At 44.6% G+C, this 22,485-nt stretch carries 26 protein-coding genes, 1 tRNA gene and 2 rRNA genes (1 of these 29 cut by a window edge); 7 read left to right on the forward strand and 22 right to left on the reverse strand.

From position 1 onward, the window contains the following. The 6 genes from HGO23_RS03905 to HGO23_RS03930 form a co-directional block, all read left to right on the forward strand. Positions 1-2,638, forward strand: a 23S ribosomal RNA gene (locus tag HGO23_RS03905); it begins 271 nt to the left of the window's first position. Between the two features lie 132 nt (positions 2,639-2,770). Continuing rightward, a 5S ribosomal RNA gene (gene rrf / locus HGO23_RS03910) occupies positions 2,771-2,886 on the forward strand. A gap of 229 nt (positions 2,887-3,115) precedes the next feature. Next, positions 3,116-3,812, forward strand: a protein-coding gene (locus tag HGO23_RS03915) for an IS6 family transposase (protein ID WP_244967942.1) whose coding sequence is annotated in 2 segments (ribosomal slippage) — positions 3,116-3,133 and positions 3,135-3,812 — 696 coding nt in all. Because the reading frame shifts where the segments join, the coding sequence is not laid out codon by codon here. A gap of 266 nt (positions 3,813-4,078) precedes the next feature. Next, positions 4,079-5,710 (forward strand): glutamine hydrolyzing CTP synthase, encoded by a 1,632-nt coding sequence (gene pyrG, locus HGO23_RS03920; protein ID WP_099136620.1) that lies wholly within the window; start codon positions 4,079-4,081, stop codon positions 5,708-5,710. A 90-nt stretch (positions 5,711-5,800) separates the two neighbouring features. Next, positions 5,801-7,102 carry a phosphopyruvate hydratase gene (eno, locus tag HGO23_RS03925; RefSeq protein WP_099136621.1) on the forward strand — a complete coding sequence of 434 codons (1,302 nt, stop codon included), beginning with the start codon at positions 5,801-5,803 and terminating at the stop codon, positions 7,100-7,102. A 374-nt stretch (positions 7,103-7,476) separates the two neighbouring features. Then, complete coding sequence (locus HGO23_RS03930) at positions 7,477-8,862, forward strand: SLC13 family permease (RefSeq protein ID WP_209028021.1); 1,386 nt, start codon at positions 7,477-7,479, stop codon at positions 8,860-8,862. 63 nt (positions 8,863-8,925) lie between these two features. On the opposite strand, the gene HGO23_RS03935 is transcribed toward HGO23_RS03930, so the two are convergent. From HGO23_RS03935 to folD, 4 genes are all read right to left on the reverse strand, one after another. Beyond that, the gene (locus HGO23_RS03935; RefSeq protein ID WP_209028843.1) at positions 8,926-9,144 is read right to left on the reverse strand and encodes a hypothetical protein; all 219 of its coding nucleotides are present in this window, start codon (positions 9,142-9,144) and stop codon (positions 8,926-8,928) included. Between the two features lie 116 nt (positions 9,145-9,260). Further along, positions 9,261-9,497: a stationary-phase-induced ribosome-associated protein gene (sra, locus tag HGO23_RS03940; protein ID WP_099136624.1), complete on the reverse strand. Its 237-nt coding sequence runs from the start codon at positions 9,495-9,497 to the stop codon at positions 9,261-9,263. A gap of 244 nt (positions 9,498-9,741) precedes the next feature. Beyond that, positions 9,742-9,954: a ribosome-associated protein YbcJ gene (gene ybcJ, locus HGO23_RS03945; RefSeq protein ID WP_099136625.1), complete on the reverse strand. Its 213-nt coding sequence runs from the start codon at positions 9,952-9,954 to the stop codon at positions 9,742-9,744. After that, positions 9,954-10,829, reverse strand: coding sequence for a bifunctional methylenetetrahydrofolate dehydrogenase/methenyltetrahydrofolate cyclohydrolase FolD (gene folD, locus HGO23_RS03950; protein ID WP_209028022.1), 876 nt, complete (start codon positions 10,827-10,829; stop codon positions 9,954-9,956). Before folD ends, ybcJ begins: the two co-directional genes overlap by 1 nt. A gap of 182 nt (positions 10,830-11,011) precedes the next feature. Here folD and HGO23_RS03955 point away from each other — a divergent pair. Continuing rightward, positions 11,012-11,088: transfer RNA gene (locus HGO23_RS03955), tRNA-Arg, on the forward strand. Between the two features lie 15 nt (positions 11,089-11,103). On the opposite strand, the gene HGO23_RS03960 is transcribed toward HGO23_RS03955, so the two are convergent. The 18 genes from HGO23_RS03960 to HGO23_RS04040 all read right to left on the reverse strand — a co-directional run bounded on the left by HGO23_RS03960 (position 11,104) and on the right by HGO23_RS04040 (position 22,241). Beyond that, positions 11,104-12,261 (reverse strand): tyrosine-type recombinase/integrase, encoded by a 1,158-nt coding sequence (locus HGO23_RS03960; protein ID WP_244967944.1) that lies wholly within the window; start codon positions 12,259-12,261, stop codon positions 11,104-11,106. Then, entirely contained in the window at positions 12,144-12,482 is a 339-nt protein-coding gene (locus HGO23_RS19560; protein ID WP_244967875.1) for a helix-turn-helix domain-containing protein, read from the reverse strand. Before HGO23_RS19560 ends, HGO23_RS03960 begins: the two co-directional genes overlap by 118 nt. Before the next feature lie 603 nt (positions 12,483-13,085). Then, positions 13,086-13,256: a hypothetical protein gene (locus tag HGO23_RS03965; RefSeq protein WP_209028024.1), complete on the reverse strand. Its 171-nt coding sequence runs from the start codon at positions 13,254-13,256 to the stop codon at positions 13,086-13,088. Beyond that, a complete protein-coding gene (locus HGO23_RS03970) occupies positions 13,246-13,698 on the reverse strand; it encodes an ASCH domain-containing protein (protein WP_209028025.1) in 453 nt (150 codons plus the stop codon). Before HGO23_RS03970 ends, HGO23_RS03965 begins: the two co-directional genes overlap by 11 nt. A 24-nt stretch (positions 13,699-13,722) precedes the next feature. Then, positions 13,723-14,025, reverse strand: a complete 303-nt coding sequence (locus tag HGO23_RS03975; protein WP_209028026.1) for a hypothetical protein — start codon at positions 14,023-14,025, stop codon at positions 13,723-13,725. Then, positions 14,026-14,805, reverse strand: coding sequence for a DNA cytosine methyltransferase (locus HGO23_RS03980; protein ID WP_209028027.1), 780 nt, complete (start codon positions 14,803-14,805; stop codon positions 14,026-14,028). After that, a complete protein-coding gene (locus HGO23_RS03985) occupies positions 14,802-15,233 on the reverse strand; it encodes a zinc-finger-containing protein (RefSeq protein ID WP_209028028.1) in 432 nt (143 codons plus the stop codon). The genes HGO23_RS03980 and HGO23_RS03985 overlap by 4 nt, the downstream gene beginning before the upstream one ends. Then, the gene (locus HGO23_RS03990) at positions 15,181-15,789 is read right to left on the reverse strand and encodes a hypothetical protein (RefSeq protein ID WP_209028029.1); all 609 of its coding nucleotides are present in this window, start codon (positions 15,787-15,789) and stop codon (positions 15,181-15,183) included. The genes HGO23_RS03985 and HGO23_RS03990 overlap by 53 nt, the downstream gene beginning before the upstream one ends. A 45-nt stretch (positions 15,790-15,834) precedes the next feature. Beyond that, entirely contained in the window at positions 15,835-16,677 is an 843-nt protein-coding gene (locus tag HGO23_RS03995; RefSeq protein WP_209028030.1) for a phosphoadenosine phosphosulfate reductase domain-containing protein, read from the reverse strand. Between the two features lie 56 nt (positions 16,678-16,733). Further along, entirely contained in the window at positions 16,734-17,333 is a 600-nt protein-coding gene (locus HGO23_RS04000) for a DUF669 domain-containing protein (RefSeq protein ID WP_209028031.1), read from the reverse strand. Then, positions 17,330-18,007: a DEAD/DEAH box helicase family protein gene (locus tag HGO23_RS04005; RefSeq protein WP_209028032.1), complete on the reverse strand. Its 678-nt coding sequence runs from the start codon at positions 18,005-18,007 to the stop codon at positions 17,330-17,332. The genes HGO23_RS04000 and HGO23_RS04005 overlap by 4 nt, the downstream gene beginning before the upstream one ends. 6 nt (positions 18,008-18,013) lie before the next feature. Next, positions 18,014-18,679: an exodeoxyribonuclease X gene (exoX, locus tag HGO23_RS04010; RefSeq protein ID WP_425330512.1), complete on the reverse strand. Its 666-nt coding sequence runs from the start codon at positions 18,677-18,679 to the stop codon at positions 18,014-18,016. Positions 18,680-18,687: 8 nt separating this feature from the next. Then, positions 18,688-19,026: a hypothetical protein gene (locus HGO23_RS04015; RefSeq protein ID WP_209028033.1), complete on the reverse strand. Its 339-nt coding sequence runs from the start codon at positions 19,024-19,026 to the stop codon at positions 18,688-18,690. A 163-nt stretch (positions 19,027-19,189) separates the two neighbouring features. Continuing rightward, a complete protein-coding gene (locus tag HGO23_RS04020) occupies positions 19,190-19,462 on the reverse strand; it encodes a hypothetical protein (RefSeq protein ID WP_209028034.1) in 273 nt (90 codons plus the stop codon). A 429-nt stretch (positions 19,463-19,891) separates the two neighbouring features. Next, positions 19,892-20,932, reverse strand: coding sequence for an ImmA/IrrE family metallo-endopeptidase (locus tag HGO23_RS04025; RefSeq protein WP_209028035.1), 1,041 nt, complete (start codon positions 20,930-20,932; stop codon positions 19,892-19,894). Between the two features lie 13 nt (positions 20,933-20,945). Beyond that, a complete protein-coding gene (locus HGO23_RS04030) occupies positions 20,946-21,602 on the reverse strand; it encodes a hypothetical protein (RefSeq protein ID WP_209028036.1) in 657 nt (218 codons plus the stop codon). A 153-nt stretch (positions 21,603-21,755) separates the two neighbouring features. Beyond that, positions 21,756-21,959, reverse strand: a complete 204-nt coding sequence (locus HGO23_RS04035) for a hypothetical protein (protein ID WP_209028037.1) — start codon at positions 21,957-21,959, stop codon at positions 21,756-21,758. Positions 21,960-21,962: 3 nt separating this feature from the next. Continuing rightward, positions 21,963-22,241, reverse strand: coding sequence for a hypothetical protein (locus HGO23_RS04040; RefSeq protein WP_209028038.1), 279 nt, complete (start codon positions 22,239-22,241; stop codon positions 21,963-21,965). Positions 22,242-22,485: the final 244 nt, after the last annotated feature.

Genomic DNA, 22,485 nt, shown 5'->3' on the forward strand with positions numbered 1-22,485 from the left:
AGCCATCAGCGATATTCATGTCAGGAGAACGGTCTGGAAAGGCCGGCAGTAAAGGGTGACAGCCCCGTATCCGAAGGCGTGCGTATTGTGAGCTCGAAGAGTAGGGCGGGACACGTGGTATCCTGTCTGAATGTGGGGGGACCATCCTCCAAGGCTAAATACTCCTGACTGACCGATAGTGAACCAGTACCGTGAGGGAAAGGCGAAAAGAACCCCGGCGAGGGGAGTGAAAGAGAACCTGAAACCGTGTACGTACAAGCAGTGGGAGCCCTGATTTATCAGGGTGACTGCGTACCTTTTGTATAATGGGTCAGCGACTTATATTCTGTAGCAAGGTTAACCGTATAGGGGAGCCGGAGGGAAACCGAGTCTTAACTGGGCGTTAAGTTGCAGGGTATAGACCCGAAACCCGGTGAGCTAGCCATGGGCAGGTTGAAGGTTGGGTAACACTAACTGGAGGACCGAACCGACTAATGTTGAAAAATTAGCGGATGACTTGTGGCTGGGGGTGAAAGGCCAATCAAACCGGGAGATAGCTGGTTCTCCCCGAAAGCTATTTAGGTAGCGCCTCGTGAAGTCATCTCCGGGGGTAGAGCACTGTTTCGGCTAGGGGGTCATCCCGACTTACCAACCCGATGCAAACTGCGAATACCGGAGAATGTTATCACGGGAGACACACGGCGGGTGCTAACGTCCGTCGTGAAGAGGGAAACAACCCAGACCGCCAGCTAAGGTCCCCAAGTCATGGTTAAGTGGGAAACGAAGTGGGAAGGCTCAGACAGCCAGGATGTTGGCTTAGAAGCAGCCATCATTTAAAGAAAGCGTAATAGCTCACTGGTCGAGTCGGCCTGCGCGGAAGATGTAACGGGGCTAAACCATGCACCGAAGCTGCGGCAGCGACACTGCGGTGTTGCTGGGTAGGGGAGCGTTCTGTAAGCCGTCGAAGGCGGGCCGTGAGGTCTGCTGGAGGTATCAGAAGTGCGAATGCTGACATAAGTAACGATAAAGCGGGTGAAAAACCCGCTCGCCGGAAGACCAAGGGTTCCTGTCCAACGTTAATCGGGGCAGGGTGAGTCGACCCCTAAGGCGAGGCTGAAAAGCGTAGTCGATGGGAAACAGGTTAATATTTCTGTACTCGGTGTTACTGCGAAGGGGGGACGGAGAAGGCTATGTCATCCGGGCGACGGTCGTCCCGGTTTAAGCGGGTAGGTGGGATAACCCGGCAAATCCGGTTATCCGCAACACTGAGGCGTGATGACGAGGCACTACGGTGCTGAAGTGACAGATGCCCTGCTTCCAGGAAAAGCCTCTAAGCACCAGGTAACACGGAATCGTACCCCAAACCGACACAGGTGGTCAGGTAGAGAATACTCAGGCGCTTGAGAGAACTCGGGTGAAGGAACTAGGCAAAATGGTGCCGTAACTTCGGGAGAAGGCACGCTGGCGCCAGGTGAAAAGACATGCTCTTGGAGCCGAGGCCAGCCGCAGATACCAGCTGGCTGCAACTGTTTAATAAAAACACAGCACTGTGCAAACACGAAAGTGGACGTATACGGTGTGACGCCTGCCCGGTGCTGGAAGGTTAATTGATGGGGTCATCCTCAGGGAGAAGCTCTTGATCGAAGCCCCAGTAAACGGCGGCCGTAACTATAACGGTCCTAAGGTAGCGAAATTCCTTGTCGGGTAAGTTCCGACCTGCACGAATGGCGTAATGATGGCCAGGCTGTCTCCACCCGAGACTCAGTGAAATTGAACTCGCTGTGAAGATGCAGTGTACCCGCGGCAAGACGGAAAGACCCCGTGAACCTTTACTATAGCTTGACACTGAACCTTGAGCCTTGATGTGTAGGATAGGTGGGAGGCTGTGAAGTGCGGACGCCAGTCTGCACGGAGCCATCCTTGAAATACCACCCTTGAATGTTTGATGTTCTAACGTAGGCCCGTTATCCGGGTTGCGGACAGTGTCTGGCGGGTAGTTTGACTGGGGCGGTCTCCTCCCAAAGCGTAACGGAGGAGCACGAAGGTCAGCTAATCACGGTCGGACATCGTGAGGTTAGTGCAAAGGCATAAGCTGGCTTGACTGCGAGCGTGACGGCGCGAGCAGGTACGAAAGTAGGTCTTAGTGATCCGGTGGTTCTGCATGGAAGGGCCATCGCTCAACGGATAAAAGGTACTCCGGGGATAACAGGCTGATACCGCCCAAGAGTTCATATCGACGGCGGTGTTTGGCACCTCGATGTCGGCTCATCACATCCTGGGGCTGAAGTAGGTCCCAAGGGTATGGCTGTTCGCCATTTAAAGTGGTACGCGAGCTGGGTTTAGAACGTCGTGAGACAGTTCGGTCCCTATCTGCCGTGGGCGCTGGAAGATTGAAAGGGGCTGCTCCTAGTACGAGAGGACCGGAGTGGACGCACCACTGGTGTACGGGTTGTCATGCCAATGGCACTGCCCGGTAGCTAAGTGCGGCAGAGATAACCGCTGAAAGCATCTAAGCGGGAAACTTGCCTTGAGATGAGTCTTCCCTGACTCCTGGAGAGTCCTGAAGGGCCGTCCGAGACGAGGACGTGGATAGGCTGGGTGTGTAAGCGTTGCGAGACGTTGAGCTGACCAGTACTAATGCCCCGTGCGGCTTAACCTGACAACACCGAAGGGGTTTTGTGGGTTTGAGAGACGAGAGAAAGACAGGGTTTCAGGTATATTTTCGATAGACGCGGAAGCGGTGACGGACGAAAATAACAAGCAGCTTGTTCGGGATTGAATACAGGATTTGTCTGGCGGCAACAGCGCGGTGGTCCCACCTGACCCCATGCCGAACTCAGCAGTGAAACGCCGTAGCGCCGATGGTAGTGTGGGGTCTCCCCATGTGAGAGTAGGGCACTGCCAGACATCAATTCAGTCAGAGAAGCCATCCGTCCCCGGATGGCTTTTTTGCGTTATGAGAGTAGTTCATAAATATAATTATCAGACTACTTATGCAGGTCATTCTTTTTATGTAAATCGTAAGGCTCCGGTGATCTCACCTTGTTCCGTCTATTCGGCTCATGCACGCTACAGCGGCTCTGTCGCATTAAGAACAGATCGGTTAACATACTCGCTTTTGCAGAGTGAGCTGTCAGTGTCTTTAATCCGGAAACGCCTTCGAACGTCTACACTATCCTGTCGATATTATCGCGCAGTGTGTCCGGTGGTATCTCGCTTATGCCCTGAGCTTACGAAACCTGGAAGAGATGATGGCTGAGCGGGGAATAACCGTTGATCATTCCACGTTATCTCGCTGGATTCACCGTTTGGTTCCATTGCTCCTCAAACGTTATCGGCGCTACAAGCCTACAATTGGAGGCCGGTGGCGAATGGATGAAACTTATATCAAAATCAAAGGCCAATGGAAATATTTGTATCGAGCTGTGGACTCAGACGGCAAGACAGTGGATTTTTTGTTGACGGCTCGTCGGGATAAGTCGGCGGCCTTGCGTTTCTTCAAAAAAGCGATGCGTCAGCATGGCCAACCGGACGTGGTGACAATGGATAAAAGTGGCGCCAATAAAGCCGCAGTGGATGAATTAAATCAAGGAAAGCCAAAAGAGGAAGCCATTGTTATCCGGCAAAACAAATACCTCAATAATCTGATTGAACAGGATCACCGTAACATCAAACGGCGAATACATCCCATGCTGGAATTTAAACATTTCCGGCGAGCTCAAACGTTATTGAGCGGTATTGAATTGGTCAGTATGTTACGTAAAGGACAATATCCGCAAGAACCAGAGTGTTTCCTTTCACCCGCCGACTTTTTCTATCAATTGGCTGCATAAAAAACAATCACATCATTTTCTCTCGCTAGCGCTCTGTTAATGCGACAGAACCCTATATGCAGGTCATTCTTTTTATGTAAAAAGCCTGATTTTTCTTGAGATAGCTAGGCTTTTTTTGGCCTATGTTGTGATTAGTTTTATTTTGAAATTGCTACAGTTGGATAGGTAAAAGAGATAGAGTTTGTAGCGCATTTAAGGTTAGGGTATACTGCTTTCCCGTCCTGTTATATTCATCATCCTTTTAAACCTAAACTTTCAGGTTCAGCATGAAAACTAATTATATTTTTGTGACCGGCGGGGTCGTATCCTCTCTGGGTAAAGGCATTGCCGCAGCCTCTTTGGCGGCCATACTCGAAGCCCGTGGACTCAATGTCACCATTATGAAACTGGACCCGTATATCAACGTTGATCCAGGTACAATGAGCCCAACCCAACACGGGGAAGTTTTCGTTACCGAAGATGGCGCTGAAACTGATCTCGATTTAGGCCATTACGAACGGTTCATTCGAACCAAAATGACACGTCGCAATAATTTCACGACAGGTCGTGTTTACTCCGAAGTTTTGCGTAAAGAACGCCGTGGCGATTATCTGGGCGCAACCATTCAAGTTATTCCTCACATCACTAATGAAATCAAAGACCGTATCATCCGTGGCGCGGAAGGTTACGATGTTGTGCTGGTAGAAATTGGCGGTACTGTAGGTGATATTGAATCCCTGCCATTCCTTGAAGCTATCCGTCAGATGGCGGTAGAAGTAGGCCGTGAGAATACGCTGTTTATGCATCTGACTCTGGTACCTTATATGGCAGCAGCAGGCGAAGTGAAAACTAAACCTACCCAGCATTCTGTGAAAGAGCTGCTTTCCATTGGTATTCAGCCGGATGTTTTGATCTGCCGTTCAGATCGCACTATCCCCGCTAACGAGCGAGCAAAAATTGCACTTTTCTGTAACGTACCAGAGAAAGCCGTTATCTCTTTGAAAGATGTTGATTCTATTTATAAAATTCCTGGCCACTTGAAATCTCAGGGTTTAGATGATTATATTTGTAAACGATTCAGCCTAGAATGCTCAGAAGCTGACTTGTCTGAATGGGAACAGGTCATTTATGAAGAAGCAAATCCATCAGGCGAAGTGACCATCGGTATGGTGGGCAAATATATTGAGCTGCCGGATGCGTATAAATCAGTTATTGAAGCACTGAAACACGGTGGTTTGAAAAAACGTCTGACCGTCAACATCAAATTGATTGATTCTCAGGATGTGGAAACTCGCGGTGTTGAAGTATTGAAAGGTCTGGATGCGATTCTGGTGCCAGGTGGCTTCGGTGGTCGTGGCATCGAAGGCAAAATTATGACGGCACGCTACGCCCGTGAAAATAAAGTCCCTTACCTGGGAATTTGTCTGGGCATGCAGGTTGCCCTGATTGAATTTGCACGCAATGTTGCAGGTATAGAAAGGGCTAACTCTACTGAATTTGAGCCTGAATGTAAGTTACCAGTTGTAGGTCTGATCACTGAATGGCGTGATGAGAACGGCAACTTAGAAGTACGCAGTGAAGAGAGTGATCTCGGCGGAACGATGCGTGTTGGTGGCCAACAGTGTCATCTGACTGAAAACAGTCTGGTACGTAAACTTTATGGCCAGGACGATATTATTGAACGTCACCGCCATCGTTACGAAGTGAACAATCTATTGTTGAAACGCATTGAAGACGCGGGCTTACGTGTTGCCGGCCGCTCAATCGACAATAAATTGGTGGAAATTATTGAGAACCCGAACCATCCATGGTTTGTGGCATGTCAGTTCCACCCTGAATTTACTTCAACGCCTCGCGATGGTCATCCGTTATTTGCCGGTTTTGTTGAAGCCGCGCGCAAATACCAGAAAGGCCAGTGAAATAAGATATGGGATGATTGATGGGGTTTCACTTGATCCTTTGAGTGACCATCAATTGCCCGGAATTTAACTTGTACTGAGGAAAACCTAATGTCCAAAATCGTTAAAGTGCTCGGCCGTGAAATCATCGACTCCCGTGGTAATCCAACGGTAGAAGCGGAAGTACATCTGGAAGGCGGCTTTGTTGGTCTGGCTGCGGCACCATCAGGTGCATCAACGGGTTCTCGCGAAGCGCTGGAACTGCGTGATGGCGACAAATCCCGCTTTATGGGTAAAGGTGTACTGAAAGCAATTGCAGCGGTTAACGGCCCAATTGCTCAAGCTCTGGTTGGTCAGGATGCGAAAGATCAGGCCAATATCGATAAGATCATGATTGAGTTGGATGGTACTGAAAACAAATCTAACTTCGGTGCTAACGCGATTTTGGCCGTTTCTCTTGCGAACGCCAAAGCGGCGGCGGCGGCAAAAGGCATGCCTCTGTACGAGCACATTGCTGAACTGAACGGTACTCCGGGTAAATTCTCCATGCCTCTGCCAATGATGAACATCATCAACGGTGGTGAACATGCTGACAACAACGTAGATATTCAGGAATTCATGATCCAGCCAGTAGGTGCGGGCACGCTGAAAGAAGCGGTACGTATGGGTTCTGAAGTTTTCCATAATCTGGCAAAAGTACTGAAAGCAAAAGGCATGAGTACTGCGGTGGGCGATGAAGGTGGTTATGCACCAAATTTAGAATCTAACGCAGCAGCACTGGCAGCTATTAAAGAAGCCGTAGAAAAAGCAGGTTATGTGTTGGGTAAAGATATCACTCTGGCGATGGACTGTGCTGCTTCTGAATTCTATAACGAAGAAACTGGTAACTATGAACTGAAAGGCGAAGGCAAAACTTTTACTTCTCAGGAATTCACTCACTATCTGGAAGAACTGACTAAAGAATACCCAATTGTTTCTATCGAAGATGGCCTGAATGAATCTGATTGGGACGGTTTTGCTTACCAGACCAAGGTACTGGGCGATAAAATCCAATTGGTTGGTGACGATCTGTTCGTAACCAATACCAAGATCCTGAAAGAAGGTATCGAAAAAGGTATTGCTAACTCCATCCTGATCAAATTTAACCAGATTGGCTCTCTGACTGAAACGCTGGCTGCAATCAAGATGGCGAAAGATGCAGGTTACACTGCGGTTATCTCTCACCGTTCTGGTGAAACTGAGGACGCAACCATTGCTGACCTGGCAGTAGGTACTGCGGCAGGTCAAATCAAGACTGGTTCTATGAGCCGTTCTGACCGTGTTGCTAAATACAACCAGCTGATCCGTATCGAAGAAGCATTGGGTAACCGTGCTCCTTTCAATGGCTTGAGAGAAGTGAAAGGTCAGGCATAATCGCTGACTGGCTTCGATAAAAAATAAATATTATTTATATTTTGGCGGAAGAGTAATACTCTTTCGCCTTTCTTAAAAAGGTAATTTTAGCTATGTGCTTTTTTTCTTTATTGCATAATAGAGGATTATTTAACCATTCGTAAAATAAGAAATGTGACATAACCTATTAAAATATGCTCTTTTTTTACTCCTTTAATTAATAATTAAGCAAATCTCGCGTGGCAGATCCCAAAATCTCACACCTTGTATTTTATTTATCGTTCAGACTCCTTATTATTTCATATGTAATGTAATTCATTAACATTTAGAGCAATGATTCATCAATTATTATTTTTACATTACAGGGTTATGTTTCATTGTTGTATGGAGTCTTCATGGATGCTTCAGAATCTTTAACCCCAGCGGTTGGGCCAATACCCTCAAGTAAAAGAGGCTTAATTATTCTCGCGCTGGATATCATTTTGCTAATTGCTTTGCTGAAGTTTTTGCCTTATAGCGAAAAAGCAAATGCCGGTTTGGCATTAATGGCATTTATCGGGGTGTTATGGCTGACTGAAGCCATTCACGTCATTATTACTGCACTTTGTGTTCCAATTCTGGCGGTCGGAATGGGATTGATGAATACAGGTGACGCGCTGAAATCTTTTGCAAACCCGATTATCTTTTTGTTCTTTGGTGGCTTTGCACTGGCGACAGCACTACATATTCAAGGTCTGGATAGACTGATAGCTAACCGTCTTCTGATGATTGCCCGCGGGCGTTTATCAGTGGCGGTCATGCTGATATTTGGTATCACGGCTCTACTTTCGATGTGGATCAGCAATACAGCGACCGCAGCGATGATGTTGCCACTGGTTCTGGGTATTCTGGCTAATCTGGATGTCCGTACTGAACGTAATACATTTGTTTTTGTGTTGCTGGGTGTGGCATATAGCGCCAGTATTGGTGGTTTGGGCACGTTGGTAGGTAGCCCACCCAATGCAATTGCAGCAGCACAGTTAGGTATGGATTTCATTACATGGATGAAGTACGGCGTACCAATGGTGATCATCCTGTTGCCAGTTATGGTAATGCTGATGTATATCATGTTGCGTCCGAATCTGAATCATAAATTTGATCTGGAACTGGAACATCTGGAATGGAATAGTAAACGTGTTATCGCCATGTTTATTTTCCTGCTGGCTGTTGTGTGCTGGATTTTCAGTTCCTTCATCAGTGACGCTCTTGGCGGTATCAAAGACTTAGATACTCTCATTGCTGTGAGTGCAGCTATTCTGATTGGCATTACTGGTATATCAACATGGTCACAGATCCAAAATAACACTGAATGGGGCGTGTTGATGCTGTTTGGTGGTGGTCTGACACTGAGCGCTGTTCTGAAAAACTCCGGTGCAAGTGAAGTTATGGCGAATGGCATGGCTGCAACATTTGGCTCAAGTTCGTGGTTTGTGGTTATTGTTGCTATTGCTACATTCATTATCTTCCTGACCGAATTTACCAGTAATACAGCCAGTGCCGCGTTACTTGTGCCTATTTTTGCCACAGTTGCAGAAGCTCTGGGAATGCCAGTTATCGTGTTGACCATGATCATCGGTATTGGTGCATCTTGTGCATTTATGCTACCTGTAGCCACACCACCGAATGCCATTGTTTATGGTACTGGCTATATCAAGCAGATTGAAATGGTGCGGGTGGGTCTTGTGCTGAACTTGGCATGTATTGCGATTATTTCTGTAATTGCCTGGTTCTTCTGGATGTAATTTGTATCAATAAATAAATTATAAATGAAATCGCTACCTAAAAGGTGACGATTTCATTTCAGACTAAGGGGCCACTAATTCACGGATGAATTCAAAATCAATGGCTGCCTCTAATTTGCGAACCGGATGATTTTTAGGCACGAGTTCGTCAAGCGAGAGAGAAAAATCTGGGGAGGGGAAGTTCTTGACATAGTGGTAAGCGCCGTTTGGTGAACGGAACTTGATTAAAGCAAAGTGCCGGATAAAAAACCGCACTTTGTCAATAACCGAAAACCGCCCCATATGTGGGCGGCTTGTTTTACTACAGCAATATATTATGTAATGTTTTAATCACAGTAATGTTTGTAGTGATATTATTTTTTATAACCAAATTTATTTGATAAATAAAGCAGATTATTTTATTGATTCGTATTTAAATATTTAGGATAGAAAGCACTTCCCGAGTGATAAGTGACTTTTCCTGAAGAAGTATCTCGTTTTATAGAAATAAAAGAAGAATGACTCAGATGTTCTGGTATTTGATGCTTACTATCACTGGAATCGAGATTCAGAAGAGAAATAGTCACTCTGCGTTTAGATTTACTTAACTTATGAGACATGCCCAACAACCTTCTTGCAGCTCTATTACTAAACATAATCAACTCCTTTTCAGTTGTAAGTGAGTCTCTCAGTATAGCAACTTATTAGAAAACCAAAATATTGTCGGCATGATTATTTATTAAGATATCGTTAATATCACATATCTCTGTAGAGAAACCAGATTAATTTGTATTAAAAAAATGAAATCTGTTTATAAATAAAAAACTGCACCTTAAATGCGTAGAAAATATAAGGTACAGTTTTTCCGAAGGATATTATCGGAGACTTAATGCTACTGAGCTACCCTTCAACACGCACAGACTCACCGTTAAAGGTAACAACTTTCCCAGAGACGATTTTGCAGCGTTTGCGGGTTTCCACCTGAGAATCAACTTCTACTAAACCCTCTGCAATCACAGTCTTCGCAGCAGCACCACTTTCACACCACCCTTGAAACTTCAGCAGATCACACAGTTCTACATAAGGGTGACTATCTAAATAAAAAATTTCCATCAGTATCCTTCAGTTGTATTTACATCATGGTATTCCTCACATGCCTGCAAGGTATTTTGAATTAATGTCGCAACTGTCATCGGGCCGACACCACCCGGCACAGGAGAAATCCAACTTGCGCATTCAGATGCCTTATCGAAATCGACATCCCCAATGACTTTACCATTTTCCAGACGGTTGATGCCGACATCAACCACAATTGCCCCGGGTTTAATCCATTCACCAGGAATGAAGTTGGGTTTACCAACAGCCACGACTAATAAATCGGCCTGTTCAACATGCTGGCGCAGATTCTTGGTAAAACGATGCGTTACTGTAGTGGTACAGCCTGCTAACAGTAATTCAAGGCTCATTGGACGCCCGACAATATTGGAAGCACCAATGATAACGGCATTCAGCCCATAGGTATTGATATTACAGCGCTCCAGTAACGTCACAATACCTCGTGGAGTACAAGGGCGCAGCTTTGGTGCACGTTGACACAATCGGCCGATATTGTAAGGGTGAAACCCATCAACATCTTTATCGGGATGAATACGTTCCAGTACCTTAACATTATCAATACCGGCAGGGAGGGGAAGTTGAACTAAGATACCGTCGATTTCTGTATCTTTGTTCAGGTTATCTATCAAAGTGAGTAATTCGGCTTCGCTGGTGGTGTCTGGTAAGTCATAAGAGCGGGAAGTAAAACCAACTTCCTCACAAGCGCGGCGTTTGCTCGCGACATAAATCTGGGAGGCGGGATTTTCTCCTACTAAAACGACGGCAAGTCCGGGGGCACGTTTTCCAGTAGCAACACGCTGTCTGACTTTTTCTGCAACTTCTTTTCTGATTGTCTGCGCAATCGTTTTCCCATCAATAATTTTTGCTGGCATATATTTAAGATTCCATCATCGGGTATAGGAACAGGAGCTATTTTGTCAGAACATGAACCGCCTGTCAGTTATTAATAATTAATCATAAAATGAGCATATGAGCTAAAAGGTCATTGACTCAAGCCATTATGCCCGTATAATCCACCACTGCATTAATTGTGCTTCTTATTTCACATCCCAATGCGCCCTTAGCTCAGCTGGATAGAGCAACGGCCTTCTAAGCCGTAGGTCACAGGTTCGAATCCTGTAGGGCGTACCATTTAAAATCAATGTGTTACGCGATTCTAAGCCCTGCCTGATTTTTCCCTTGTGTCGTATTTGTGTCGTTATCTTCAAAAAGTACATCAATTTTGCAGGCGTGTTCGCTTAAATGGTTAGGCGCTAAGTGTGCATATCTTCTAACCATTTCGATTGACTCCCAACCGCCCATTTCTTGTAGTGCAGAAAGTGGAACGCCTGATTGTATCAACCAGCTTGCCCATGTGTGGCGTAGGTCGTGAAAACGAAAATCTTCTATGCCTGCTTTCTTAAGGCCAATATTCCAAGCACTATTATCATCAACCCTCATCTTTCTTACTGCCGGAGTTAATGTTCCATCTGGTCGGTGCTTGGCTTTGGTATGCACAAATACCCATCTTGAGTGCTTACCTATCTGATCCCTTAACACTCGGCATGCGGTATCATTCAGAGCTACACCTATTGCTTTCCCGGCTTTTGCGTTCTCTGGATTTATCCATGCCACTTTCCTTTGCATATCGACCTGTTGCCACTCCAGATCGATGATGTTAGAACGTCGGAGTCCTGTTGCTAACGCAAAGATGACAATCGGCTTTATACTTTCAGGCATACATTCAATGAGTCTTGCAGCTTCATCTCTTGTCAGCCATCTTATGCGCTTACTGACCGGTTTCTTGGTTTTGATAACAGGCGCTGATTTAATCCAGTTCCACTCATTAGCGGCTGCCCTTAATAGCGATCTGATGAATGATAAGTGCTGGCTTTTTGTTGCCTGACTAACCGGAACAGCCTCATATACAGGAGGCTTTTTCCCTTTTTTCAGCGCTGCGTCTCTTTTACTCTCCCAGACTTGATAATGTTTACGATTCTTCATGCCTGAAACAGCATTGTAAATTTCATCTGCCGTGATTGTTGAAACATCTCGACCTGAAAAGTGTTGTAGGAAAAACTCAATCTTCGTTTTGTCGTCATCAAGTGACCTTTTATGCTCTTTTTCCCTAAGCCAGCGAATGCAACACTCTTCAAATGTACGAGTTGGCAGATCATCAAGTTGGTCAACTCTCCAAGCCTCAGCTCTTAGTTTGTCATACAGCTCCTGCGCTTGCTTTTTGTCCCTCGTGCCAAGAGATTTCCTAACTCTCTTTCCTGACGGTGTAAAGAAATGACAGTGCCATATTCCGTTTCTTTGGGTGATTGACATGATTTATCTCCATTACGATCACCCTTGCTCGCTCCATGAGTTTGCATCGGGCTTTTAATATAAGCAAGAACAGCGGATTTAGTTGTTTTATATCCTTTGCCGATCCGTTTACCGTCTATAACACCTGTAGCTATTAAACTGGCAACAGTTCTTGATGAGACTTTAAGCTCTTCCGCTGCCTTTTTTGTATCCCAAATGTCATCTTCAATATCCATTTCCAACTCCTTTTATTGAGCTTGATTGAAATTTTTAATTCTTATTTGAGGCAATCCCTTGCCACCTTCCTCCTTGCGTTCTAGAATTCACTACTCATAGATGCGACACGTAATATTGCCTTTATGTGACTCTCTGATGCACCCTGATCGCCTCGTATTTGTATAAAAAGGGATAGTTTGATTTATTTCCCTATCTTTTGATTTTAAGTAGTCCTGAACCGCGCCTATAGCCAAAGGAATATCTTTGCTATCTGATACATCTATTGTTATTTTCACGCTATCTTCCTCAATAGTTCGAGACCGACATTAATTAAATAATCTCGGTCAACGGTTGTTATTATTTTTCGGGGATTAGTTATTTGTTTGGGTGACGGTAGAGAGGGAATATATCGTCAGCAATATTTGGGTTAGATTTATTAACCTCATCAATCCATTCTGATACTATTATTGGTAGGGTTGTAGTATGCATAATACGAAACATACCAGTAATACGCGCCCACGCCACAGGCTCCATATTTTCATATTCGGCAAGTTTCGATTGCAGCTTGATAATTCCATCAACTAACGCAATATGGCTGAACCATTTATGTCAGCTAATTTATGTCAGTCCGCATCATCCTGATGGTACGCATTAATAATAATCTCATAATCAGCGAGGCGTTTTAATAATTCCAACAACTCTTTACCTTCTGATTCAGTAAATCTAATTTCTTCAAAATTACTCAATTGTTTTTTTATTCGGTTTTGTAACCGCTCAATCACATCATTGCTCATTATTAATTCTCCGAAATTCAATTACCCAGACCCACGGATTAATATCCCATCCATATCCTTTTTCTCGGTATATGGATGACCAAGCAACATAAAAATCCTTTAGGCTATCAAATCCTTCTTTTTTTACATCTGATATTGAAGTGTTATTCACTCGATGAATCCAGATATCAGTAATCTTAAGCAATCCTTTGATATTGCCGTTTTTATCGGTGAAGTTAATAATGTCGCCAAACTGACCATACGGGCAGTCAACATCGATAAAGCCACTTTGCCATGCGCCATTAACTACTTCTTCGAGAGTAAATCCTTCTGCTATCGAGCCCATTTGACTTAGCTTTTGTTCATCCAACTGAGGCTGTGGTTTAATTGGCCTTCGCGTCAGCGTCTTAGTTCCTGTCAAAATAGCGTCTATCATCTCAGTATTAAATTTCAGAGGTTTCACCTAAACCTCCTGCATAAATATAAATTACTCATCATCTGCTATTACCTCAATAAATCCACCACACCCATTACATTCATATTCATTTATAAATCTACCGTTTTCATTCCAATCATTTGAGCCGCATAAGCATGTTATAAATCTGACGTTTCCCCGTTTGGTATACCTCTCATAAAATGCATCTTTATGTATCATTGGTCTGCCTTCATATTTCACTGAATACACTTTGAAACTTCTGGTTTTACCGTTGTCATCTTCATATCTAAAATAACGGTCACTGGTTATATATTCATCGTCGTCGTCATAAATAATATCTGAGTTGGTTATCACTTAATCCCCCTGCATATATGCTTTTATAAATTCTTCCGCGACTGGCGCAACAATGGCATTTCCATAGGCGCGGAGGCGTCCCACTCGATTGGCAGTCCCATTAGCCAGCGGGAATGTGCGGGGTTCAATCGGCCTTTGCTTTCCATCCCGACACGCGATCCAGTCAGCATCTCGCCAGCTATTCCCTGTTCCGTTGCATAATCCAGCCTGTCGAACATCCTGTTTCTGCCATCCTGGCGAATTACAGTTGGGCCGCTTCCTTTGTAATCGTTCGCTGTTGGCGTTGGCCACCCAATAGAGCCGCTGCCTGATATGCGGCGCGCCGATGCCCGCAGCGCAGATATCGACCGCTGCTGAGGTGTAACCCGTTCCTTCCAAATCAGTTTGTACAAGGTCGAGCCAGTCGAGACCGTCTTTGCTCGCAACCTGTTCACCAAAGACAACGCGAGGTCGGCACTGTTCGATGAGGTAGTGGAAATGTGGCCATAAGTGCCGCTCGTCAGTAAACCCATTTCCTTTGCCTGCCGCGCTGAAAGGCTGGCATGGGCAACTACCTGTCCAGACCGGTTTATCGTCCGGCCATCCCGCACACCGGAGGGCATAACTCCAGACTCCGATTCCTGCAAAAAAGTGGCACTGTTTATATCCTTGTAAATCACTTGGTCTGACATCCTCGATACTCCTTTCATCAACATCGCCAGGTGCTATATGACCTGCGGCAATTAAATTCCTGAGCCATTGAACGGCGTAAGGGTCTATTTCGTTGTAATAGGCCGTCACTTAAACCCCCTGCATATATTCGCTGCCTTCTCGCACATTTCAGTATCGAACCAGCCGAAGTGGCACTTGTTGAAACTGATACCCAGTTGCCATGCTAACCATCGGTACGCATCCGCGCGTTCCCAGTTTATGATTTGTCGCATTCGTTCAAATTTTTCCTTACTGTCTTTCCTTGCTATACGTGTCTGCTTATCTGCCAAATAGCCCAATGGGATATCGGTGTAAGGGTGCATACCGACTCGCGCACCGCATGAGGCACACAGATATAACCAGGGCCATTTGTTGTTGTTATGGATACGCCCAAACACTTCTTCGTGATGGGCTATGGTGACTAATCCGTGACAGTAGTGGCATTTAGTCGGGATTGGCAGTTGATCATTGACCCGCTGTATTGCTTTGGGGTTGGGGTTCCATGGGGTGTATTGCATGAACAGCCTCCTTTGAGTCAGGAACTATTGCTGCATATTTGCCCTCTGACCATGACAAGGGATTGCTATTACGAATAACTGCATTCAGGGTATCGAAGGCCTGCTGTAATTCATGTGGCAATTCGCCATCTTCTGGCAAAATGTCATGAAAATAGTCCTCACCATTTATTTCATTGGGGTAATTAGGTTCACAGATAACGAGCTGTAATGCTAAGGGGGTTATTTCAAGCTCATCGCAATATTCATAGAGGTCATCTTGATGCCAGAAATATTGGTCAGTGTCGAAAATAACAAGAGGTGTTTCCCAATCCCACTGTTTACGCTCCATCGCAGTAAACTTTGCTTTCCGATCTTCCTCACGGCAGAGTCCGCAATAATCCCCTTTGTGAACAGCGGGGTGTTCTGGATTGTTTTTGCATTTGTGATGAGTGGAGCCAGAATGACGAGCCATGTGTTCATCATTAGCCCAAAACTTACCATCGCGAGATACCCAACCAGTAACGGTTTTAATTTGAGCCGCTTCTGGTGAGTCGTACATAACTATTTTTTCAGACACAATAATCCTCCCGGCGCATAGCCGCGTAGTGATAGGGGTATGGGGTTAAAATAGACTGAGCTGGCATTCACACATCACATTTTGCATTGCAGCATGAATGTATTGTTTTTGTGATGGCATCCGGGCGGCTAATTCAGCCCTGCTATCGTCAGAAAACATTTGTATAATGCCGTCGAATGAGTTTTTACCACGGTACATAATGAGGTCAGTTCCGTTGCGATTTTCCATTTTTCGCACTTCATTTGAGGCCAATATATCCAAAAATTGACGGGTTAATTCCGGCTCATCTTTGGCAGCCAGAGCAATTTTTTGAATGCTCTTCTTGATGCAAAAACAGCAGTTCCCAAGATGTTCTGGTATCTGTAAATCGAAAGGTTGGTGGCTCCACCAATCGATAACAGCGCACTTATCAATGTCAGAGATATCCGCCAGATAACGGGTGCGTTCCTTGCGCTTTATCCGCTTGGGTTCGTCAGCCCGAATACCAATCCATGTGTGGTACGCTTTCTTTCCAATGTGATCATCGCAGTATTTTTTGAATGGTCCTAGTTTCATCCGGTCAGTGCAGAATTCTCCACCGACATAGGGTGTACCATATTTCTTTAGCATTGCTTTCCACGGTTTGAGGTCATTCGTAATTTCATCCAGTCCCAGAATTTTATAGCTATTGCCTTTACCCAGTTCTGGATTAATCACAACCCGAAGGCAGACCAAATCAATTTTCCAGTATTGAACCAAGTCACGAATGAACTGGTATGTTTTGGGGTGTTCAGCCCCTGTATCCATAAACACATAGCGAACATCCTCACCTTGTTTGCGGCGCTGCTCCATCAGATATACGAGATAAGCCGATGTTCTGCCGCCAGAGAAACTGACAACATTGATCATGGTGGTATCCTAAAAGGGGTAGAGCTAGAAGGTTCTGTTTGGATTGCCGAGCGGCGTTAGAATGGGGAGCCAAACTCGTCATAATCAGCAGACGGGATATTCTGCTGAACGTAGAATTGAGAACCAGAACTGGCTGATTTCCGTTCATCTCTATCTTTCAGATTTGCAACCATTTTATCGATGGCGGTAGCCGTTTTCCCCTCTACTTTTTCGGCGATGGTCTGGCGAGTATCAGGATAGAACGGGATGCGGATATCCATGCCGTAAGTATCGTCACCGTTATTTTTCGTCCTGAGTACCTTTTGTAGCACCAATCCCACTCGCTTGCCTGTGAATTCGGGTGCAATCATATTGTTGACTGAAACCATGTGGCTTGTGATCTGACGAACGCCACAACATCCCATAATGGCCTGCACCATACTGTAACCAAATGTATTGACTGAACCATCTTTTTTCTTGCAGCAGATACTGAGGTAGCTTACTTTGCGTCCGTCATCCGCCTCACCAGAAAACTCGATAAACTCTGCACCGTGCTGGCTTTTGGTCAGTTTCGCTTCGCTGATGGTAATGACATAAGCCCCATTTTCATTGATAAAGCCGCCCTGACCGGCGCTCATGGCTGATTCTTGGTCATAAGTGAAAATTACATTGTTCATGCTGCTGCTTCCTCTATGTGGGGTTCAAGGCCGTAGTATTCGCAAATCGCGTTATCTATGGTGTTAAGGTCGTTTTCGATTTCCAATAAGTCAAATAAGCCCATTGGGGATTTCACGGTGTCGAATCCGTTATTTTGTGTGGTGAAGAGATATTGTCCGTCCTTCACCAGTGTTTTCAGTACGATAGTGAACATACCTTCGACCGTGATTTTCTCATCCAACATCTTGCCGATGGTTTTCATCTTTACTTTCCCTATCTGGGTTTCTTCCGTGTGTGAGAGAAAATAAATCCGTAAATCATCCGGTGTTTTGCTGATTGCCGTGTTGATCACGTTCCATGTGTGAGAACCAATCTCTGTGAATTTATCGAAAGATTTCTCTTCTGAACGGCGCATGAATTCGTTAGCCATCAAATACTGGAAGTCATCAATGACGATGATTTTCTTTCCATAGTTAGCGGCTGATTCAATGGCTTTGATGATGTATTGCCAGGTATCTGAAACAAAAATTGAGGTCTTAGTATTGTTTTTGTTCCACGGCTTCCATGCTGAGGAACGAAACGGTAATGGTTTCCTGATTGTCTGTATTAGCAAGGTTTCTTCAGCATTAAGATTACGCAGGCTGGTACTTTTCCCTGTGCCAGATTCGCCAAGAATGAGTGTTGCGGTTCCCATATCTGGCTACCTCGCTAGCCAATAATTGATGGTGAACTCAATATCAGGATCAATGTCAGGCTGCTTTAATAGCCATGCAAAATAGCTGGGATTAGTTTTCTTAACCTCTTCAAATGTCATGCCTTTGTGCTTGCCAAACCTGAACTTATGCAGTAATGAGGGCTGGTGACTAATTTCCAACATTTCCTCATCAGACCAACCTGATTCATCCTTGATGCGTTTAAATAGTGCGGCCGTGACTATGCAGTCATACAGCGCCCTGTGTGCATGTAGCCCATCCGGTACGAAAACATCCAGTTTTAGTGCATACCGTAAATATTGGTTACTGTGACTTTCCATGTCTGGCCACAAACGCTTGGCTAATTTCAATGTGCAGATAAACGGGGCGTCCATTTCCGGCATCATGCGTGAATCGAAAGCGGCATTATGTGCGACCAGAAAATCAGCGCCTTTGTATCTCTCAATGACATCATCAATTAACGGAGAATGAGCGACCATTTCATCCGTAATATGATGAATAGCCATTGCCCCGATTGAGATGGGTTTTTGAGGGTTGACGAAATGAGATTGTTTTTCGATGTAATTGATAATGTTACCCACAATATCAATACTGGCTATCTCAACAATCCCGCTCTCCATATCACAGGTTTCTGTGTCTACTACTCTGTAAATTGTCAAAATTAATCTCCTGTCCAGATGCCACCATGACGGTGGCGAGGTGAATCACCACGGTAGTGATCGTGTTCTTTACGATGTGTTGACCAGTAATTCCGCCATGCCTGACGTTCCTGTTCGATACGCTGTTCTTGCATGTGTTGAGGTAGAGGTGGGTTGAATGCAGCTTTGTGGTTGAGTTGCCCTATCCGCTCGTTGTTGACTCGTTCCGATGCTTTTTTACTTGCGGGGTGGGGGGCGTTATTGATCATGACCGCGAAGACCAGTTCTTTCAGATACGGCTCTTGCTCTTTCGGGTCTTTCGGCACATAACATCCGGGTGAGCGCCAATAATCATTGGTCATGTGAAGTCTCCCCTAAAGTCTATATCACTGGCTGGCAATCCTTCTCTGCCTAATACCTCACTTAGATATTGCAGCTCTTTGTGTCTGGTTATTTGTTCTTCCGTATATTGTTGCTGCTGAGATTTTTTGTCTGGATTGATGTGAGTGTTGTAATCGAAATTTCTCATGCGGCCTCTCTGTGCATATACTGGGCGATAGCCATAATTTCCCGATAGCTAAATCCTGCCTTTACCATCTCTTCAGCGATCCGCTCTTCATCACAATGTACTCTGGCATAAGCAAACATGTCACTAACATCGATATCCGTTCTGCTGGCATATTCTTTGAATGGGATATCAATTGTCATATCACCCATATCTGTATATGTGATATAGGTTCTACCTTTATTTACGCGCTCTTTACTTTCTACGAAGCTGTAGCTGATTGATGAATACATAATTACCTCCCAACGATTAAACGGGAATAAATACAGTTAATGAGATGAGGAAAAGTGCAATTCGGCGCTTCCATGTGCGCCTGTTCCTGATAGCTTGTGGTTTTGCGGGGACAACCGCGCATCCATCGTGCATGTTATTACGCATGTAAAAACCCCTCGTTAGTGAAAACGATTAATAAGATCCCTGGTGTTGGATTTATTTTTTAGGCTAGCGAATTAATTTAGGTAATGAAAAGCCCCGTATTCGCGAGGCTAGTGTTTGACTGTGGTTATTATTTAAAATCGATTATTCCGTTATCCAGTGCGCTGTAAATCTTCGTTCAATGCAGATGGGATATAAGACTCGCGGAACAAGAGTTCTAAATTAAAGGGAAGAGCGTGTGTCTAATGAGTGATACGAGGCCTTTGCTTCAAGGGGGAGGATATATGTCAGATATTGGGAACCAATCCGAATCTAAATAATACATTAGATACCTCGCCAAGAGGCATATTGAGCTGTCGCGCAATTATGGGTAAAGTACACCCTTCAGACGACAAGGCTTGAAGTAATTTATCTATAATAATGGATCTCTCTCTTTCCATAACTCTGTCCTCTTTCGTGCGGAATCCCCTAGCGGAAGCCTCCCTGACAAGATTGTTATACTGCCATGTCGTTAATGCTCCCACTTGCCTCATCCTATAAATTAAAGCGAACGTTGATACCTTCCAGTTATCTCTAAGCTGTGAAATTCCATCAACAGAGGGGTGTTGCATTTTGGCAGCTAAAACATTCTCTTTTGGCATGAGAAATGCTGAGGCAAATTCGTTAGCTTCAGCTTCAACATCTTTACCTTGTGGTGTTCCGTGTTTATGTAACACTAAATGCCCAAGCTCATGGGCTGCATCAAAGCGACTTCTTTCAGCGGTTTTTTGGTTATTTAAAAATACGTATGCTTTTTCATCCTTCCAAAAAGAATAAGCATCAACTTCCACTGCATTTTCAGATAACGAGAAAACTTTTATACCATTCATTTCTAACAAATGAACCATGTTTGATATGCTTTTATTACCAAGCCGCCAATATTCTCGTAATGTTCTGGCGGCCAATTCTGGCGTTTCCCCCCTCAAATCAATAAGATTTAATTCTGGTAATTTAAATTTACTCTCAAAATAATCACTGAGAATTAAACCTATCTGCCCCGCTCCAATTGCTGCACCTTCCTGCGCTGCCGTCATTTTTTTTAAGGAGCGGAAGGAAACAGTAGATGGATTAATCAATTCTATATCATCACCAAAGAAAAATTCTGCTGGATACTTTAAGGCATCAACAAGAGCAGACACTGTTTTTTCCGATGGTTCATAAAGGCAATAGTCTTTCTCATATTCAACAACTATACGGTGAGATATGCCTGCTTTTTTCGCCAGAGCAGTCATTGTTAACCCTCTTCTGACTCTGGCAAGATTAAGGCGAGAGGGATTAAATTTTGCCATTTTCTACTCAATATTATTTTCTAATAACTTCAAAATGAGGTTCTTCTGTAAACTCTTCTTTAACCTGAATAACCTTTTGGATAAAGGGGATTGCTTGAAAAATATTTCGTTCTTTCCATGCTGCAATGCGGGTTTTTCCTGCTGATTCAGTCATTCCAATCGGAATTGACAGCTCGTATCTGACTTCTTTGTTCCCAAAATCAAAAAAGTATAAAAGGACATAATTAATTGTGGAGTCTATATCACTAATCTGAACAACCGTGTCCTGTTCATAAAATAAATCGTAGTTTTCCCCCACAAGAGTTCCTGTAGCAGCGCCTTTGGGGTTTTTGCTTTTAGGACTTCTATCAGGCAATCCTGTATATTTATCACCACTCATGACAATAATATTCAACCCCTTCGCTTTGTTATGCGTTAGGTTGAGGCCTCGCACGAATGAGAAAGACCACTCATTGTTATCAGCCAGCAATTCACGTCGTAAGCCACGGATTACAGCTCCCCAAGCCCGAGAACCCGGGTCTGTTTTAGCGTCCAGATCAGTACTTTTACGTATTTCCAGAAGCCCGTCATCAATTGCAGCACGTAATGCCACATCTGTAATGCCTGATTTAGTTACATTTGTAACTGATTCGTCACCAAAGAAAACTGCTTTCTCTGCTACATTACCCATTTCACTTTTATCCTATACGCTGCACTTCTTGTTTTTATACCTAATTTTAGGTCGCAAATCAAGAAGTGGCAATGTCAGGTTATTCTTTTCCAATAATTACCCCGCCATAGCTATCAACTCACCACAGCCCACTCGGAAATGGGCTGGAGTTAGTTACTTGAATAATATGTCACTAGCTGCACCTTGTAATTCACTACGATGCTCGCTAACTGCATTCATCAATTGAGTGAACAATTCTCTAACGCTATCTGGCATATGAGATCCTGAAGCAATTTCATAAGCCATTGACAGCGCTTTCTCTGTATTTATTGCTGATTCTAATTTCTGATACGCTAATGCTATTTCTTTGGAATCCATAACTCACACCCTCGCAGTAACCCCGCCTGACTCCAGTCTACGGCGGGATTTGGTTTTGGTTGAAACTGGTTTTTTAGATGGAACGCCATTAACTGTCGTAATGAAGCTGGTTAATGCGTCAACAGTGTCGCGTTCCTGTTTGGTCATGCGTTGTTTGGGTTCACGGTTAGACCAGAATGCTTCTTTTCGTTGCTTCCGCGCCTGATTAAGAACGTCATTGAGAGCATCATCAATTGCGCTTTCCAGTTTATCGAAATTCCCATACTTGTAATTTTCGTACATAAAACTTCTCCCGTTAATTGGCTTTGATGCTATGGCGATTATCACCACACCTCAAAGCCAACTGCACTTTGAACCACACTCTCGCAGTGGTCGCGCTCATGCCCTTGAGTGCCTTCTTTCAGCCATAACCGATGCAAGACTGGCTTTCTTGCTGCTTATCGGAGCTATTTGTAATCTATGAACCTTGACCCGTCGCTACACAGGCTCACCCACTTGGTGACTCAGGGCTGCGTCACTACCGCAG

This window comes from Xenorhabdus budapestensis (assembly GCF_017743015.1).
Taxonomy (GTDB): domain Bacteria; phylum Pseudomonadota; class Gammaproteobacteria; order Enterobacterales; family Enterobacteriaceae; genus Xenorhabdus; species Xenorhabdus budapestensis.